Source organism: Oscillibacter ruminantium GH1 (genome assembly GCF_000307265.1).
GTDB classification, from domain to species: Bacteria; Bacillota; Clostridia; order Oscillospirales; family Oscillospiraceae; genus Oscillibacter; species Oscillibacter ruminantium.
Genome location: NZ_DF158898.1, coordinates 491835 through 509585, shown reverse-complemented (window position 1 = coordinate 509585; position 17751 = coordinate 491835). Strand labels below are relative to the sequence as shown.

Genomic DNA, 17751 nt, shown 5'->3' with positions numbered 1-17751 from the left:
GGGCACTGTCTCAGTATCCATCACATTCAGAGAGGAGTCAAATACATGGCATATGAAGTGATCGAGGGCGGTGTGACCGCCCCTAAGGGCTACACAGCCGGCGCCGTTTACGCCGGCATCAAGAGCCGCAAGAAGGAAAAGCCCGACGTTGCGGTTCTGTATTCAGAGTTCCCTGCCTCCTGCGCGGCCTGCTTTACCACCAACAAGTTTTGCGCCGCCCCCGTTATTCTTGACCGGGAGATTTTGAAGAAGGGGAAGGCCCGTGCTATCGTCATCAACAGCGGAAACGCCAACGCCGCCACCGGCGAGCAGGGCATCCGCGACGCAAAGCTGGTGGAAACAGAGGCTGAGAAACTGCTGGGTCTGGGCGAGGACGAGGTGTTTGTCTGCTCCACCGGCGTCATCGGGCAGCGGCTCCCTGTGGAGAAGGTACTGGATGGCGTGCGCCGCGTAGTGCCCAACATGGCGCCCGAAAAGGGCACGGACGCAGCTTGGGCCATCATGACCACCGACACTGTTCGAAAGGAATCCGCCTATGAACTCAAGCTCTCCGGCGGCATCATCCGCATCGGGGCTATGGCTAAGGGGTCCGGCATGATTCATCCCAACATGGCGACCATGCTGGTTTATGTTACCACCGACGCCAAGGCGGAATCCGCGGACCTGCAGAAAATGCTCACTGCCGCAGTGGACAAGAGCTTCAATATGTGTACGGTAGACGGCGACACCTCCACCAACGACTCCATCTTCTTGCTGGCAAACGGGGCCTCCGGCGTGGAGATCAAAACAGAGGAGGACAAGGCGGCTTTAGCTGAGCTGATCGAGTACATCTGCATCGATATTACCCGCCGGATCGCCTCCGACGGCGAGGGCGCGACCCATCTCATCGAAGTCGAATCCTACGGACTCCCCTCGGAGCACGACGCGCGTCTGGTGGCAAAGTCCATCGCCGGGTCCATGCTGTTCAAGGCCGCCGTCTTCGGGCGGGATGCCAACTGGGGCCGCATTATGGCTGCCGCCGGGTATTCCGGCGCGGATGTGGACCCCACCCGGGCGGACTGCATCATCAAGAGCGCCGCAGGCGAAGTGCAGGTCATGAAGGACGGCTTCGGAACGGACTTCAGCGAGGAACTGGCCAAGGCCATTCTTACGGAGCACGACATCACTGTCATTGTCCGCTTCTATCAAGGCGACGGGCAGGCCAAGGCGTGGGGCTGTGACCTGACCTATGATTACGTCAAGATCAACGGCGATTACCGCAGTTAAAGGAGGCGGGCTTATGAGTGATGTGGCAAGCAAGGTCGAGAACCTGATGGAGGCAATGCCCTACCTGCAAAAGTATGCCGGTAAGATCATTGTCATCAAATATGGCGGCAATGCCATGATTAACGAGGAACTGAAGGATGCCGTCATGCATGATATTGTCATGCTGAAACTTCTGGGCATGAAACCTGTCCTGAGCCATGGAGGCGGTCCCAACATCAATCAGATGCTTGAAAAGCTCGATATCCCGGTCAAGTTTGTTAATGGACTGCGCTACACATCTGAGGAAATTATGCAGGTTGTGGAAATGGTACTTATGGGGCAGGTCAACACAGAACTTGTGGGCTTTATCAACAAGCTGGGCGGAAACGCTGTGGGCCTTTCCGGCGTCAGCGGGGACATTTATCACTGCCATCAGCGCAGCGCGGAGCTGGGATTTGTGGGAGACATCGACCATGTCAACCCCGCGCCCATTCTTGCCATGTTGGATGCCGGTTTCATCCCCGTCATCGCCCCCGATGGCACGGATGGACAGGGCAATACCTACAACATCAACGGTGATACCGCCGCCGGCAAGCTCGCCAGCGCGCTGGGCGCGGAAAAGCTGGTGCTGCTGACGGATATCGAAGGGCTTTGCAACGACATCAAAGTGCGAGATGTGATCAGCTATCTCAACATTGCCGATGTTCCCATGCTGAAGGAGCGGGGCGTGATTGCCGGCGGCATGATCCCTAAAGTGGACTGCTGCGTGGACGCCATCCGCGAAGGCGTGGGGAGCGTACATATTATCGACGGCCGCAAGCCCCACAGCATTTTGTACGATGCGTTTACCGATGAGGGCACCGGAACCACGGTGGGCAAGGAACGGCCGAGTAAGGGAATCAAATAATCAACAAATATATGAAGGAGGCAAATCAAATGATTGAGCTGTACAAATCCAACGCAGAGGTCATTGAAGCCGGAGACAAGTATCTGTATGGGAACCACGTGCGTATGCCGCTCTCCATCGAGCGCGGCGAGGGCGCGTATGTCTTTGACAAGGACGACAACAAGTATCTGGACTTCATCGGCGGCATCGCCGTCAACGGTCTGGGCCACTGCCATCCCGCTATCGTCAAGTGCCTGAAGGAGCGGGCGGAGACGATTTTGCACTGCTCAAACTATTTCTACAATGAGCCTGCCGTGCAGGCCGCAAAGCTGATTGTAGAGAACAGCTGCTTTGATAAGGTCTTGTATGCCAACTCCGGCGCAGAGGCCAACGAGGGTCAGATCAAGCTGGCGCGCAAATTCGCCAAGGACCACGGCCATCCCGAGCGCTTTGTGGTCATTACCATGAAGAATTCCTTCCATGGCCGGACGCTTGCCACCTGCACCGCAACCGGGCAGTATGGTGTGCATCGTTACTTTGAGCCGCTGCCCACCGGTTTCCGCTATGCGGAGTTCAACAATCTGGATTCCGTCAAGATGCTGATGGACGAGTACGTCTGCGGCATCCTTACCGAGCCCGTTCAGGGCGAGGGCGGCGTCCGCCCCGCCAACAAGGAATTTTTGCAGGGCCTGCGCGATCTGTGCGACGAAAAGGGCATTTTGCTGATGTTCGACGAGGTGCAGGTGGGTTCCGGACGTACCGGCAAACTCTTCGCCCACCAGAACTACGGCGTGGAGCCGGATACCTGCTCCATGGCCAAGGCGCTGGGCTCCGGCGTTCCCATCGGCGCTGTCTGCGCCCGAGGCGAGGCCGCCACGACCCTGACCCCCGGTACGCACGGTTCCACCTTTGCAGGCGGTCCCTTGGCCTGCGCTTTGGCCGCCACCACGCTGGATGTGATGCTCAACGACGGCGTTATCGATCACTGCGCCAAGATGGGCGAATACTTCCGCCAGCAGATGCGCGACGTCATTGCCGCCAAGCATCCTTCCGCCGTGAAGGAAGTCCGTGGTCTGGGCATGATTGACGGTATCGAACTCAACCATCCCTCCGGCCAGCCCATTGTGGATTTGTGCTTCAAGGACAGCAAGGTTCTTATTAACAATACCGCCGGAAACGTCCTGCGCTTTGTTCCGCCGCTGATTGTCACCGAGGAGGAGATTGACATCGTCATCAAGGCCGTTGACGACGCTATGACCAAGCTGGGCTGGTAAAGGCATACATGGGGGCGGCCGATTTGCCGGATTGTACATGCTTTAAAAATAATTCGGCAAATTTTTCTGCCCCTTTCAGAACGTTCAAAACAAGTCAGTTACCAGACAGGGTGAACATGGGTTATCGATATACTTTAATTCATTACCGAAACAGTGCGTGACGGGAAGCTGCTTTTCAAAATATCCCATTTCCTGCAATGAGTGATTTTCGAAGAGGAAGGGCGGCATCAATCCAAGAATGTCGGTTGTTTCATCAACGAGAAGGACTCACCCAATTACCGTAAAAGAGCAAACTTCTGAACGAATACATTTGCGATCCTAAAATCGACTAAATGAAAAGGGAAGAAAGGTTGGTAAAACGATGAGTGAGGAAAAAAAGGTAAAAGAACCCAGAATGCCAAAACTATGGGAAGCGCTGCTTACCATGCTGTTCCTGATTGTCATGCTGGCGGTGGGCATTATCGTCTATGGTGTTGACCCCCATGTGCCCATGTTTGTGGGTGTGATCGGCGCCGCGCTGATGGCGCTCTATCTGGGCTATCAGTGGGATGCCATTGAAAAGGCCATGATGAACGGAATTTTCAAGGCTCTCCAGTCCATGGTTATTTTGACCATCATCGGTATTTTGATCGGCGTATGGATTGATGCGGGTGTTGTACCCTCCATGATTTATTACGGCTTGAAGATTCTCAAGCCCAGTATCTTCTTCATTGCCGCCATGCTGATCTGCGCGATCACCTCGCTGGCGACTGGCACCTCGTGGGGTACCATGGGCACCATGGGCGTGGCGCTGATGGGCATCGGTCTGGGCCTTGGCATGAACCCCGGTATGACCGCCGGTGCGATTATTTCCGGCGCTTATTTCGGTGACAAAATGTCTCCGCTGTCTGATACCACGAATCTCGCCCCCGCCATGGCTGGTACGGACGTCATGACTCACGTAAAGTTCATGATTCTGCCCACGGCAATCGTTTTTGGTATTTGCTTGATTGTCTATGGAATTTTTGGCGCAATGCAGTATCATGGCGGCGCTGCCGATATGAGTCAGGTGCAGATTCTCTCCGACGCTCTGGGCGGACTGTTCAACGTGAATCCGTTGCTGCTCCTGCCGCCTGTCATCGTCATCGTGGCGGTGGCCTGCAAGATTCCCGCCATTCCGGGAATCACGCTGGGTATCATCGCAGGTGCTGTATTCGGCTTGATTTTCCAGCCTAACTGCACATTGGGCACGCTGTTTAACTGTGGAATCAACGGCTATGTCTGCGAGACCGGTGTCGTCTCCATTGACGATCTGCTTTCCACCGGTGGTCTGCTGAAGATGATGTTCTCTGTCTCCATGACGATGATCGCCATGATGTTCGGCGGCATTATGGAGGACACGCATCAACTGGAAGTCATCGTAAACAAGCTGAAGGCACTTGCAAGGACTCCGGCGTCTCTGGTCACCCTGACCGAAGCCACCTGTGTACTTTCCAACGCAACAATGCCTGAGCAGTACATCTCCATCGTGGTTCCCGGCCGTATGTATGCGGAAGAGTACCGGAAGATGGGCCTGCATCCCAAAACGCTGTCCAACGCTCTGGAGGGCGCCGGCACCGTCACCTCCGCACTGATTCCATGGAACACCTGCGGCGTATTCATTTTCAGCACGCTGGGAGTCGGCGTTACCCAGTATGCGCCCTACGCCGTGTTTAACTGGCTGATGCCCATTGCTGTTATCGTGCTGGCCTTTATGGGCTTGACGGTGTGCGATATGAATGGCGTCCGTCTGGCAAAGAAAAAGAAGATGGAAAAGGCGGAAGCGGCTGTAAAGTAATTTAGTATAAGGAAATAGAATGATGTCTGCAAACCAAAATCGTTGTCCTTTTTTAGAAGTTGATCTGGATAAATTGCGAGAGAATCTGGAGGAACTTATTGAGCACTGCCATGATTCTTCCGTCGAAATTGCCGGTGTCGTCAAGGGTGCCACCGCACTTCCGGAAGTAGTCCGGGTTTTTGCAAACAGCGGGGTGCGCTTTGTCGCAACCTCCCGCGTGGATCAGTTGCGTATCATCCGCCAAATGGGGATCCAAAAACCGCTGATGCTCATTCGCATCCCCATGCTCTCCGAGCTGGAGGATGTGGTTGCGCTGAGTGACGTGAGCCTGCAAAGCGATCTCACGGTGATTCGTGCCCTCAATGCGGAAGCACAGCGGCAGGGAAAACTCCATCAGGTCATGCTGATGATCGATCTGGGGGATCTGCGGGAAGGCTTTTGGGATGCTGAGGAGTTGGTTTCTGCGGCGGTGGAGATCGAGACGTCCCTTAAGAATCTGCAATTGATCGGCGTGGGCGTCAACCTGAGCTGCTACGGTTCCATTAAGCCCAATACGAGAAATATGCAGGGACTGGTCAGTTTGGCGTCTGACGTGGAAAAAGCCATTGGTCGTCCGCTGGAATATGTCAGCGGCGGGGCATCCACTTCCGTGCACATGGTTCTGAACGGAACCATGCCCTACCGCGTAAATCTTCTTCGTTTGGGCGAAATCGTGCTTACCGGCGGAATCTATGGCTGCTATCCCGACTTTACCCACAAAGATGTGTTTACACTGAAGGCTGAGGTAGTAGAGTGCCGCGACAAACCCAGCTTTCCCGTTGGAGAACTGACAGTGGATGCCTTCGGCAAGATTCCCCACTATGACGACAGGGGAATACGGCGGCGCGCGCTGGTTGCCATTGGGCGAGTGGATTACGGAGACTTTACCAGCATCACGCCCAGAATGACCGGCATTAAAATTTTGGGAGCGTCCTCCGATCATACGATTTTGGATGTGGAGGATGTGAAGGACCGGATTAAGGTCGGTGATATTTTGGAATTCGATGTCAGCTATGCCGCGCTTGTATATCTGACCAATACGCAGAGCGTGCAGATTGTCTGCCGGGGCGAAGACCTCGTATAAATCCTAGACAACACCGCACAAAGAACGCCTAGCGGCTTTGCGCACAGCTTGCTTGCATATTTCCCGCTTTCTTGCACAGAAATTTTTGCCAGACATCAGTATGGCGGCAAAATTCCGATACAATCTGACGAAAAATATGACTGCGCAATTTCTGTGCGGTGCTGTCGTTATTTTAAGCGCATAGGAGGCTCCCGCCATTAGGCGGGAGCCTCCCGTCTGATTCCGAAAAGATGACGGATATCGCATGGTTATAATTTGCGAGAACAGCTTATTGTCACCAATCGCGTCTTGGCCCTGCCCATCTTCGCGGGGATCATGTTCCTCATTTACGCCATCGCCATGGGCGGCTGGTCCATCTCACTCGGCACCAAGGGTACCGACTGGGCGAACGACGTGCTCTTCGGCGAGTGGGTGCCCGGCCTGTTCGATGTCATTTTGGGCGGCTTGGGCGTGGCCGAAGGAACGTGGGTCTACGGCCTCATTCAGGACGGCATCGTGGCTGGCGTGGGCGCGGTGCTGGGCTTCGTGCCTCAGATGCTGGTGCTGTTCCTGCTGCTGGCCATTCTGGAGGATGTGGGCTATATGGCCCGGGTGGCTTTCATCATGGACCGGGTGTTTCGCAAATTTGGGCTTTCCGGCAAGAGCTTTATCCCCATGCTGGTGGCCACCGGCTGCGGCGTGCCCGGCATCATGGCCTCTCGCACCATCGAGCAGGACCGGGATCGGAAGATGACCGTTATGACCACCGGCTTCATCCCCTGTGGCGCCAAGATGCCCATTATCGGTCTGTTTGCCGGCGCTATATTCGGCGACTCCGCTTGGGTGGCCACCTCCGCCTATTTCATCGGCGTGGCGGCGGTCGTTGTCTCCGGTATTATGCTCAAGAAGTTCAAAGCCTTTGCCGGTGAGCCGGCACCCTTTGTTATGGAACTGCCCACCTATCACGCTCCCTCTGCGGGCAATGTTCTGCGGGCAACTTGGGAGCGGGGCTGGTCCTTCATTAAGCGGGCGGGCACCATCATTTTGATCTCTTCCATCGTTCTGTGGTTCCTCCAAGGCTATGGCTTTGTGGATGGTGTGTTCCAAGCTGTTGAGGACAACAACGACTCCCTGCTGGCTGTGATCGGTAATGCGGTGGCCTGGATCTTCTATCCTCTGGGCTGGATCGGTGACATGGCTTGGAAGGCGACTGTGGCCACCGTCACTGGACTGATCGCAAAGGAAGAGGTGGTCAACACCTTCGGCGTACTGTACCACTATGCTGGAGAGATCGACCTGATGGAGGACAGCAGTCCTCTGTGGACTCTGGTGGCCGGCGACTTTACCGCGCTGTCTGCCTACTCCTTCATGATCTTTAACCTGCTCTGCGCCCCCTGCTTTGCTGCCATGGGTGCAATCAAACGAGAGATGAACAACACCAAGTGGACGCTGGGTGCCATTGGCTACATGTGCGGCTTTGCTTATGTGATCTCCATGATCGTCTATCAGGTTGGCGGGCTAATCATCGGTGAGGTGTCCTTCGGTATCCTTCCCGCCATCGCTATTGCAGCGCTGATTGGCCTGATTTATCTGCTGGTGCGCAAGGGTTATCAGCCCGAGGGCGAGATCCATCATTTGACCTCCGTCTCCGCGGCGGCAAAGGTTTGAAACAGAAAAGGAGGGATGGAAAATGCCTGAATATGTTGGCACTGTGATCGTTATCCTGGTTCTGGTCCTGGTCGTTACCCTCGCGATCCGCTCTCTGTGGAAGTCCCACAAAAAGGGCGGCGGTTGCTCAGGCGACTGCGGCTCCTGCGGCGGCTGTAGCAAGCACTGATTCAAATTTACGAGGGGACGCGGGCAAAGAAAAACTGCTCGCGTCCCTTTATTTTGGAGGACCGTATGGATTTGAGCGGCTCACATTTAAAATATCTTCTGACGATCTACGAATTGTCAAAAACAACGTTGGATGTGGGAGCGGCGGAGGTGGCGCGGGCAATGAAAGTATCCAAGCCGTCAGTAACCAGAATGCTGGGAATCCTGATGGAGCGGGGCCTTTTGGTGCGGGAGAGATATGGTAAAATTTACTTGACCGACAAGGGGATTCTGTTGGCGCGGGACTTTGGCAGCCGGGTGGCGCTTTTGAAAGCGCGTATTCCCGCTCTGGGATTGCCGCTGACTGAGGAGGAACTGTTGGAAAGTGCCTATCTGCTGGCATCTGAGCTGCCGGAACATGTCTTTGCACCCCAGCGGATGTGCCCGCAGATATAAGCGGCTCCTATCGTGCATGGATGCTGCTCGGGGAAGCTATGCACCGTGCAATAAAATGCGGGATTGGTGCATACTCTCTGAACGGCACTGAATCGTGAAGATAAAGGAATATGACGCTGCGAAGCGGCAGAAGGTGACTGTATGAAAACTCATGATGGAAAAGCGTTTTGGATGCGCTGTGCCGGGTTCTATGACCGCTTTATGAAAAAAGACAATATGGCCTATGAGCAGATGTGTACGCTGATGCGGCCATACATACGGAACAAAACCGTGCTGGAACTGGCGACGGGAACCGGATTGATTGCACATGAGCTGGCCCATGATGCCCGCAGCATTGAGGCCACGGATTATGTCCCCGAGATGATTGCGGAGGCAAAACGCCGCGATGCGTCCAGCAAGCTCCACTTTTCCGTGCAGGATGCCTGCCATCTGCCCTATGCGCCTCAAAGTTTCGAGGTCGTGGTGATGTCCAATGCTTTGCACATTATGCCCCAGCCGGAGCTGGCTCTATCGGAAATTCAGAGGGTACTGGCAGATGACGGAGTATTCATTGCCCCAACCTTTACCCATGCGGAGATGGGCCTGTGGGCCCGGTGGCGGGCAGAGATGATGAAAATGGTCGGGTTTCCGCTGCAAAAGGCATGGACGCCGGAGGCGTATTTGGCTTTTTTGCGGGCAAACGGATTTGAAATCGTGGAGAGCCGGGTTCTAAAAGCGTCGTTTCCGCTTACCTACGCTGTTTGCCGAAAGTCTGGCGGGAGAAACTAGATGGGCCCGCATCTTTCTGTGGTTAATTTAAGGACAGAGTAAACTGCGGTATGGTGCAAGGCATAGCCGGATGAAGATCGGCTGTGTCGGGCCATCATGCAGTGCGGCTACAATGAGGAAGCGTCCAAGCAGAAATGAAGTGCGGGGGTGGCTATAAAATTTTGAGACGAAAAAGTGCGGGCTGTGACAAAAAGGAAAAAAGTGCGCTAAAAGAGAAAAACAGGGTTGACAGCCGAGAACTGCTGTGGTACTATTTGTTTGTAGTTAGAAGCGACTAACCAAACTGCTTGCGAGAAACGGCCAAGGCTGGCCGTGTATTTTCAAAAGCATGGTTAGCTAAAGCTAACCACAACCACGAAAGTTCTTTCTGTTTGCGCACAACTGGATGCGTCGCGTATCTGAATTTGCTTCGGCGACAGGGAAGCCCGTTAAAGAAGTCTTGATTGGATGCAGGTGCGCACTATGAGGCACAAGCGGAGATGAACCTTCTCCTCTCTTCTCCCCTTTCCTGACAGGCCGACATGGAGGGCAGGCTGCTGCATCGGGCCGACGTGGTAGCCTGCCAACCATACGACCGTTTTGAAAGAGGGTGGAGGACATTTACAAGCCTTCTTTTCCCGGTTTCCGCGCAGGGAAACCTGCGCGGAAACCACCCCTTAAAGAGCGTATCCTGATAACACGGCGAAAGGAAATAAAACGTATGCGAACCGATAGTCTGATTGGCGTAGACGACGCAGGCAAGCTGCACATGAGAAACATAGATTTTACATTTGGCGTCGAAATGGAATTTGTCAATCTCTCCGAGGGAAGAATTTTTTAAGACCAGAGGTTAGAAATAACTAACTATTTTGCTAAAAGGAAGGATTAGACCATGAATAAAGTAGCAATTGTATTTTGGAGCGGTTCCGGAAACACGGAAAAGATGGCGTCCTGCATTGCCGAGGGTGTGAAGGATGCCGGAGGCGAGGCAGATTTGCTGGCGCCTGCGGAATTTTCCGCTGACAAGCTGAAAGAATACGGTGCGGTGGCGTTCGGCTGCTCCGCGCAGGGCAGCGAGGTTTTGGAGGAGGGCGAGTTTGAGCCTATGTTCTCCGGACTGGAAGGTTCTCTTTCCAGCAAAAAAATTGCCCTGTTCGGCTCTTACGGCTGGGGCGACGGTCAGTGGATGCGCGACTGGTGTGCCCGCTGTGAGGCAGCCAATGCAAACCTCTTTGAAGAGACTGGTTTGATGGCCAATGAGATGCCGGACGAGGCTGGGCAGGAAAACTGCCGCGAGCTGGGCCGGGGTCTTGCAAAGTGGTAATCGCCGCCTGATTTTTACCATAGCTTACCTCATTTTAGCCCCCACGCGGATGCCATACCGCGTGGGGGCATTCCTCCGGATTGCGAAAGAGGTGCGTTGCAGATAATGCAGACGGTACAGTCTATTTTTGAATACCATGATCTGATCGAGGCAATTGTGGCGGCGATAGAGATGCGGGACATCCATACACTGCATCACTCGGAGCGGGTCAGCAATATGACGGAGTGCATTTGCCAATGTCTAAAGCTGTCGGCGGAGGAATGCCGAATCTGCCATATTGCCGCAGATTTGCACGATATCGGAAAGATAGGTGTTTGCGATGCGGTTTTATTGAAAAGAGGGCCGCTGGACGAAAACGAGTGGGGAGAGATGCAGTCACATGCAATGATCGGCAGCTATATTTTGGGGAAAGTAGAGCGATTTGCCACAATCGCACAAATTGTTCGTCATCACCACGAGCGTTGGGACGGCACTGGATATCCGGATCATTCTGCGGGGGAACAGATTCCCTTGGGAGCGAGAATTATTGCCGTGGCAGATTCGATAGATGCAATGCTGTCTGACCGCAGCTATCGTCAAGCACTTACCATTGAAGCCTGTCGGCAAGAGATCGAAGGAAATCTTGGAAAAATGTACGATCCGAGCATAGCTGCTGTGGCGCTGAAAAATTGGACAGATGTGCTGAACGCGCGCAGAAAATCCGTTCATATTCAGATTAGCGAGGATCTCTTCACTGAATGTCATTTAAGAGGGTGGTCAGGCATGACTGGAAAATTGGAAAGAGCGGCAGTAGTCCCTGATACCCCTCGTGTTCCAAACACCATTTTACGGATGTCAGAACCAACGATGAGTAGAGTTCCGACAGATAATCGAGACGTATCGTGTCTGAAATAGCGTTGTGGTAGGCTGCCTGAAACCGCGATTTCAGGCAGGCGGCCATGTCGTCATAGAGATGGATTGTTTCCGTGCGGATGGTAAACAGACGCAGCAGAGTTTCACGGTGCTCGGAAAAGATTTGATAGAACTGCTCTATGGATGCGGCTGTAGTCTGATGATCCCCAGCCTGAAAGCGGCTGTCTACTGCTGTTTGAAATGCAGAGAGCCACACGGCGCAGAGATGCTCCGCCAGAGCATATTTATCGGTGTAGTGCCGGTAGAACGTGGTGCGGTTGATAAGGGCCTCTGATAAAATATCCCCAACCGTGATCTTCTCAAAGCTCTTGCAGCCCAGCAGACGGATTAGGGCATCTTCAATGGCTCGCCGGGTCTTAACGATGCGAAGATCGCTTTCATTCATAAAATCGCTTCCTCTCAAAGAGAGCATAGCAAAGCACGGAAAGATAAGCAACAAAATGTTGCTTATTGGCTGCTTATCCGCACAGCGGCATGGACTTTGATGCTTGCGTAGCGCGGCGGAACAGCCTATTCTGGAGAGGAAAGGAAGCGAAATGAAGATGATGAATGAATTGGTTTGGCTGCCACCGCTGTTGTTTATTCTCCACGATATGGAGGAAATTGTCTGGGCGTTGGCATGGAAACGCGGGGAGATGGGGCGCAAGCGGTATTTGCAAATGCGCTTTACACCCTTTGGAACTGCCGACAGCACATGCGGATTTTCCTTCTGCGTCTATGAGGAACTGTTGATTTTGACGGCGGCATCCCTGCTGGGCCGGTGCTGCGGTTTTTACGGATTGTGGTTTGGACTGCTGGCAGCCAATATACTCCATCTGGTGGTTCTGCATCTCGTGGGGACCACACTCGTGTACCGGTCCTATGTGCCGGGGCTGGTTACGGCGGGCTTGACCGTCATTCCGGCAGTCTGGGTTTTGATTCGGGCAGAACGGCTGCTTGGGTATACCGGCTGGCAGCTGACTGCCTGGGTAGTCTTGGGCGTAGCGATTGCAGGCGGGAATCTGCGTTTCTTACACCGGCGTGCTTCTAAAATCGGAGCATGGGTGGAGAGGAGCATGGCAGATATTTGAATGGTTTGTGGAGGACGAGCCGTTTAATTTTTCAGATCAACCGTGCCGCATCTTACGGTCCGGAGTGTTTCGATCTGTGTGAGGTTCGCCCATTGCCGCCCCGTATACAAGGGATTGAAAGCTGGAATTGCGTGTGGATGGAGTTGGCGCGCAGGGCAGAGAAGGAGCACCGATTTGCACACGCCGTCTCCTATTACCGTCTGGCAGAGTTTTACCTGCCTGATACAGCAAGTGCGAAGGCCCTTTGCTATCAGAAGTTTCGCACCTGTTTTGATCTGGCGTACCAAGGCGGGGAAATTGAGCGAATGGAGGTCCCATTTCCGGGAACCTTCCTGCCCGCACTGCGTTTGCGGGCGGAGAGGGAGCGGGCAGTTCTTGTGATCCACGGCGGCTATGACTCGTTTATGGAGCGATATGCGTTTGTTTAAGTATAGGTCCAATAGAAGGTCAATCAAGTTTTTGAAGTTCTTTACGCTTACCAGACTGACCACTCCGGCACTTTTAACACGCAATGTTAGCTGAAGCTAATTGCTTTGAATTTGGAAATCTGAAACATATGACAACCGAGGAGGCGTTATGAAGCGAGTATTTGAATCTGTCTTTGTAGAACAGTGTGCGCCAACGTTGGCGGGGGTAAAGCCAGCCAGTTTGTTCCGATTTGGAGCGGAGTCAATAGGTACCATTCGAGATCACACGGTTACATGGGATAATATTTTGCGTCCGCTTGGCCTTCGCGCTGTGGTTTTAAAGGAGTGTCCGGCGGCTCAAGCGGCTATGATCTATGTGTATCGTGTTGGCTGGCTGAAAGACATTTTGTCAGATAATAAAAATCTCGATTTTTTGAAACAGATTGGGTATCGGAACGCACCGGTTCCGAATCTTTTGCAACAGCTTTCAGAGCGTTTGTGTCTGGAGCGGGAATATCCTCATGAAATTGGAATTTTTCTCGGTTATCCGTTACAGGATGTGATTGGGTTTATTGAAAACCGCGGCTGGAATTATACCTGCTGCGGCTGCTGGAAATCATATAGCGATCCTGAATTTGCGCAGAAGTGCTTTGCCTGCTATCATACCTGCACGAGAATCTACAAGCAGATGTATGAACGGGGAACGCCGATTCCCCGGCTGATTGTGGCGGCTTAGTATTAAACTTGCTGAGGCAATCCAAAACTGCAAGAAAGAAGGGGACGATTGAGAAAAACGCCGTCCGCCTCTATGAAGTGCGGAAGAAAACAGCATCAGCTGAAGGGATAGGCACCGCCGCTCAGGCAGAAACTGTTCGATATGGCTGATGGGCAATAAGAACCACCGCAGGGCCGCAAAAATGCAGCCCTGCGGTGGTTTACTGATAAAAGACTTGTGGTGGAGAAGCGGGATTCATTGACAGCGTTACCAAACTCGATTTAACTCCTTCTGTGTTTGGGAGTTAGGCAAATACACGCGTTATTGTGGTGAACAAAATACATACTGCAACTCCGACAGCGGTTGGTATTGCAGCAGCAATAGCCGTCCATTTCCAACTTCCGGTTTCTTTTTTTATCGTAAGCAAGGTTGTGGAACAAGGCCAGTGATTCAAAGAAAACAGCATCGTGCTAACCGCAGTTATCCACGTCCAGCCGTTCTGAAGAAAAAGGTTTCTCATTTCCACAAGACTATCCAGCTCCAAAATGCTCCCCTGTGCCATATAGGCCATGATGATAATTGGAATCACGATTTCATTTGCGGGGAAACCCAAAACAAAGGCGATTAGAATCACACCATCCAGCCCCATCAGGCGAGCAAATGGGTCTAAAAAAGAAGCGCAGTGATTTAATACGCTGATACCGCCCACCGAAATATTTGCCATGAGCCAAATGACTAATCCTGCCGGAGCGGCTACGCAAATGGCCCGACCAAGCACAAAGAGCGTCCTGTCAAAAATGGAGCGTACAATGACCTTTCCAATTTGCGGCTTGCGGTAGGGGGGAAGTTCCAAAGTAAAGGACGAGGGCATTCCCTTTAACAGCGTTTTCGATAAAACCTTTGTGACCACAAGCGTAATAGCCACGCCCAGCACAATGATCCCCGTCAGCAGCAGCGCGGACAGCAACGAGGAAAACGCACCGCCGGACGTACCGACAAAGAACATGGTGAGGATTGCAATCAGCGTGGGAAATCTCCCGTTGCATGGAACAAAGTTATTGGTCAGGATTGCCAAAAGACGCTCTCTGGGCGAGTCGATGATGCGGCAGCCGATGATTCCAGCCGCGTTGCAGCCGAATCCCATACACATACAGAGCGCTTGTTTGCCGCAGGCGCAGCAGCGTTTAAATGGTTTATCCAGATTATAGGCAATCCGTGGAAGATATCCCGCATCCTCCAAAAGTGTAAACAGTGGGAAGAAAATCGCCATCGGCGGCAGCATGACGGACACCACCCACGCCAGTACACGGTATACGCCCAAGACAAGAACGCCGTGCAGCCATGCGGGGGCATGGATGTATGCGAAAAATTCCGTCAGTCTGTCCTGAATCCAGAACAGGCCGTTTGACAGGAGCTGAGAGGGGTAGTTGGCACCCGTGATGGTCAACCAGAATACCAGTGCCAGTAATGCTATCATGACGGGATACCCGGTTAACTTGCTGGTAAGAATTTTATCTAATTTTCGATCGGCTGCGGCATATTGACGATCTTCGTATGTAATCGCACCCTGGCAAATTGTTTCCGCGCTTTGCACCAAGGCCGAAACCGTCAAATCTTTTAATTGATCTTCGTTCTCAATGCCTCGATCCATCAGAATCGTCTTAGCCTGTGCAATTGCATTCTGGAGCGTATTATCCTGAAGAAAACGCTCGCCCAGATAAGCATTTATCTCGCGAATCAAGGATTCGTCCTGATCCAGCAGCTTTAAACTGAGCCATCTGCTGTTCAGCTTTCCGCCGCACTTTTCCTTTACCAGCGGCTCCAATTGGGCAATGGACGCTTCAATGGCATCGGCATACCGCACTGCAAATGGCGCCCGCTGCGCGGGACCGGAGCACACCTGATCCAGCGAGTCCATCAGGATACGCAAGCTCTTTTTTTTGCGCGCCGTAGTTCCAACTACGGGAACCCCCAGACGGGTGGAAAGTAATTCAAGATTAATCTTGATGTTCTTCCGCTTGGCTTCATCCATCAAATTGACGCACACTACTACGCGCGGCGAGATTTCGATGGTTTGTAATACGAGATTCAGGTTGCGCTCCAGACAGGTAGCGTCGCATACGACAACCACAGCATCCGGATCTCCAAAGCAGATAAAGTTTCGCGCAACCTCTTCTTCGGCAGAATGGGCCATCAAAGAGTATGTGCCCGGAATATCCACCATGACGTAGGCGTGACTTTTTGTGGAACAGCAGCCCTGCGCGTTGGTCACTGTTTTTCCCGGCCAGTTACCCGTATGCTGATTCATTCCGGTTAAGCCGTTGAATACCGTGCTTTTTCCCACATTTGGATTTCCTGCCAGAGCAACCACCCGATCATCGGGAGACTGTTTTTGAATTACCAGCCCGGAATCTACGGCTTTGATTCCAACAGAACTGTTTGTTAACCCCATTCCTGCACCTCCTGTTACGATGCGTGAATTAAAATGTTTTCACAGTCCTCAGAACGGATTGCGATAACGGCTCCTCGAATTAAGAACGCGGAAGGATCGCCGCCGGGGCTTCTGCCCAGACACTCTACATCCGTGTTTTCAATCAGGCCGATATCCAATAGCCTGCGCCGCATGCTCCCTGTGGATTGCAGCGCGGAAACCACTGCGTGCTGACCGGGGGTTATATCATTCAGGCAAAAATGCTCATTCATAACAATTGCACCTCTCGAATAATTTAGGATAAGGAAACTTTCTGTTATCATGTTATTCCATTCCGCCGAAAAGGTGATGGATTTTCAGAAAATCGGGGGTGCAGTTTATGAATGATTCTGCTGGTTTTTATACAATGAAGGGATATTCTCTCCAAGAAAATGCTCAAATGACGAATGCAATGGAAGATTATCTGGAAATGATCGCAAGGCTGTCGGCTGTATGCAGGCAGGTTCGGGTCAATGACCTTGCGCGAATGCTGCATGTAAAGGCGTCCTCCGTCAGCAAAATGGTACAGCAATTGGCGCAAGGGGGATATTTGCATGCTGAAAAATATGGAGAAATTTTGTTAACGGACAAGGGCAGTCAAATTGGAGAATATCTGCTGTACCGTCATGATGTGTTGCAGCGGTTTTTATGTCGTATCAATCACTCTGACAACGAACTGGAGCAGGTTGAAAAAATTGAGCACTTTTTAGACAAACGCACAATCAAAAATTTAGAGCTGCTCTTACAGCAGCTCTAAAGAAATGTACTCCATATTGACGGACTTTCATCAGCCGTATCCTGTTGTCTATCCGTCTTCGGCCATCCGCCGCAGCAGGGAGGATAAGTGCGGACACAACTCATCGGTCTGCGCCACTCCGGCATTTCAGCCGGGATTTCTTAATTGAACCATTCTATCAGCGCAAGCGCAATCAGCAGGATACCCGAGGCCAAGGACGCATACTTGCCTAAAACTTTGCCCAAAACACACGAACCAAGGTGCGCCCCGGCACGCAGAAACAACAGACTGCATAGGAATGTAAAGATAATGGTCAGAAAGATACTTACACCTGTAATACTTGCGGCAATTCCCGATCCCACATTGTTTAAAATCAGCCCCACCGCAAGGACTACGGCCTCTTTCGTATCCAGTGTCTGATTGTGGTTGAAATCGGATGCCTCTGTGTATTCTTGCAGGTCGCTTGGTTGACCGGATGTGATTCCTGCGGAAGAATCACGGAAGCGGAGCGCATGAATGCTTTTGATGATGTAATAGAAAGCCAGCAACGTAAGGGTCCCGGCGCCAATGTAATTTGGAAATCTGGATGGAAGAAAGACTTGGATCATCTGCCCAATCCGCATGGCTGCAAACGTACAAATGGACGTCATAACAGCGACCAAAAGGTTGGACCGGCGCGGAATTTTAATATTTTGTATGCCAAATGCAACTCCGACAACAAAGTTATCTAAATTAGCAGAAATGCTAAACAGCGCTGCCGCAAGAAGGTGGATCAT

General features: G+C 52.5%; 17 protein-coding genes and 2 pseudogenes. 15 read left to right on the top strand and 4 right to left on the bottom strand.

Annotation, left to right across the window (positions count from 1 at the left end; genetic code table 11):
- Positions 1-45 precede the first annotated feature (45 nt).
- The 11 genes and pseudogenes from argJ to ON16_RS16155 all read left to right on the top strand — a co-directional run.
- A complete protein-coding gene (gene argJ / locus ON16_RS10090; protein WP_040661726.1) occupies positions 46-1266 on the top strand; it encodes a bifunctional glutamate N-acetyltransferase/amino-acid acetyltransferase ArgJ in 1221 nt (406 codons plus the stop codon).
- A 13-nt stretch (positions 1267-1279) separates the two neighbouring features.
- Complete coding sequence (argB, locus tag ON16_RS10085) at positions 1280-2152, top strand: acetylglutamate kinase (protein WP_040661723.1); 873 nt, start codon at positions 1280-1282, stop codon at positions 2150-2152.
- Between the two features lie 29 nt (positions 2153-2181).
- Entirely contained in the window at positions 2182-3405 is a 1224-nt protein-coding gene (locus tag ON16_RS10080) for an aspartate aminotransferase family protein (RefSeq protein ID WP_040661720.1), read from the top strand.
- A gap of 361 nt (positions 3406-3766) precedes the next feature.
- Positions 3767-5221 (top strand): Na+/H+ antiporter NhaC, encoded by a 1455-nt coding sequence (gene nhaC, locus ON16_RS10075; RefSeq protein ID WP_040661718.1) that lies wholly within the window; start codon positions 3767-3769, stop codon positions 5219-5221.
- 22 nt (positions 5222-5243) lie between these two features.
- Positions 5244-6344, top strand: a complete 1101-nt coding sequence (locus ON16_RS10070; protein ID WP_040661715.1) for an alanine racemase — start codon at positions 5244-5246, stop codon at positions 6342-6344.
- 270 nt (positions 6345-6614) lie between these two features.
- Positions 6615-7991, top strand: a pseudogene (gene feoB / locus ON16_RS10065) (ferrous iron transporter B); the annotation flags it as partial.
- Positions 7992-8013: 22 nt separating this feature from the next.
- Complete coding sequence (locus ON16_RS15350) at positions 8014-8160, top strand: FeoB-associated Cys-rich membrane protein (protein WP_081579652.1); 147 nt, start codon at positions 8014-8016, stop codon at positions 8158-8160.
- A 65-nt stretch (positions 8161-8225) separates the two neighbouring features.
- Positions 8226-8594: a metal-dependent transcriptional regulator gene (locus ON16_RS10060; protein ID WP_040661713.1), complete on the top strand. Its 369-nt coding sequence runs from the start codon at positions 8226-8228 to the stop codon at positions 8592-8594.
- A gap of 141 nt (positions 8595-8735) precedes the next feature.
- Positions 8736-9362, top strand: a complete 627-nt coding sequence (locus ON16_RS10055; RefSeq protein WP_040661710.1) for a class I SAM-dependent methyltransferase — start codon at positions 8736-8738, stop codon at positions 9360-9362.
- 871 nt (positions 9363-10233) lie between these two features.
- Positions 10234-10665 (top strand): flavodoxin, encoded by a 432-nt coding sequence (locus tag ON16_RS10050; RefSeq protein ID WP_040661707.1) that lies wholly within the window; start codon positions 10234-10236, stop codon positions 10663-10665.
- 105 nt (positions 10666-10770) lie between these two features.
- Positions 10771-11301, top strand: a pseudogene (locus ON16_RS16155) (HD-GYP domain-containing protein); the annotation flags it as partial.
- A gap of 94 nt (positions 11302-11395) precedes the next feature.
- Here the strand turns inward: ON16_RS16155 and ON16_RS10045 are convergent.
- Complete coding sequence (locus ON16_RS10045) at positions 11396-11962, bottom strand: TetR/AcrR family transcriptional regulator (protein WP_040661705.1); 567 nt, start codon at positions 11960-11962, stop codon at positions 11396-11398.
- Between the two features lie 157 nt (positions 11963-12119).
- Here ON16_RS10045 and ON16_RS10040 point away from each other — a divergent pair, with 157 nt between their 5' ends.
- From ON16_RS10040 to ON16_RS10030, 3 genes are all read left to right on the top strand, one after another.
- The gene (locus tag ON16_RS10040; protein WP_243441810.1) at positions 12120-12647 is read left to right on the top strand and encodes an HXXEE domain-containing protein; all 528 of its coding nucleotides are present in this window, start codon (positions 12120-12122) and stop codon (positions 12645-12647) included.
- A 137-nt stretch (positions 12648-12784) separates the two neighbouring features.
- Positions 12785-13075 (top strand): hypothetical protein, encoded by a 291-nt coding sequence (locus ON16_RS10035; protein ID WP_040661703.1) that lies wholly within the window; start codon positions 12785-12787, stop codon positions 13073-13075.
- 148 nt (positions 13076-13223) lie between these two features.
- Complete coding sequence (locus ON16_RS10030; protein WP_040661701.1) at positions 13224-13790, top strand: DUF3793 family protein; 567 nt, start codon at positions 13224-13226, stop codon at positions 13788-13790.
- 283 nt (positions 13791-14073) lie between these two features.
- Here ON16_RS10030 and feoB (ON16_RS10025) read toward each other — a convergent pair whose 3' ends face one another.
- Together feoB (ON16_RS10025) and ON16_RS10020 are read right to left on the bottom strand one after the other, a co-directional pair.
- The gene (feoB, locus tag ON16_RS10025) at positions 14074-16221 is read right to left on the bottom strand and encodes a ferrous iron transport protein B (protein ID WP_040661699.1); all 2148 of its coding nucleotides are present in this window, start codon (positions 16219-16221) and stop codon (positions 14074-14076) included.
- Positions 16222-16235: 14 nt separating this feature from the next.
- Positions 16236-16472 (bottom strand): FeoA family protein, encoded by a 237-nt coding sequence (locus ON16_RS10020; RefSeq protein ID WP_040661697.1) that lies wholly within the window; start codon positions 16470-16472, stop codon positions 16236-16238.
- A gap of 107 nt (positions 16473-16579) precedes the next feature.
- On the opposite strand from ON16_RS10020, the gene ON16_RS10015 reads away from it, so the two are divergent.
- A complete protein-coding gene (locus ON16_RS10015; RefSeq protein WP_040661695.1) occupies positions 16580-16996 on the top strand; it encodes a metal-dependent transcriptional regulator in 417 nt (138 codons plus the stop codon).
- Between the two features lie 140 nt (positions 16997-17136).
- Here ON16_RS10015 and ON16_RS10010 read toward each other — a convergent pair whose 3' ends face one another.
- Complete coding sequence (locus ON16_RS10010; protein WP_040661692.1) at positions 17137-17751, bottom strand: manganese efflux pump; 615 nt, start codon at positions 17749-17751, stop codon at positions 17137-17139.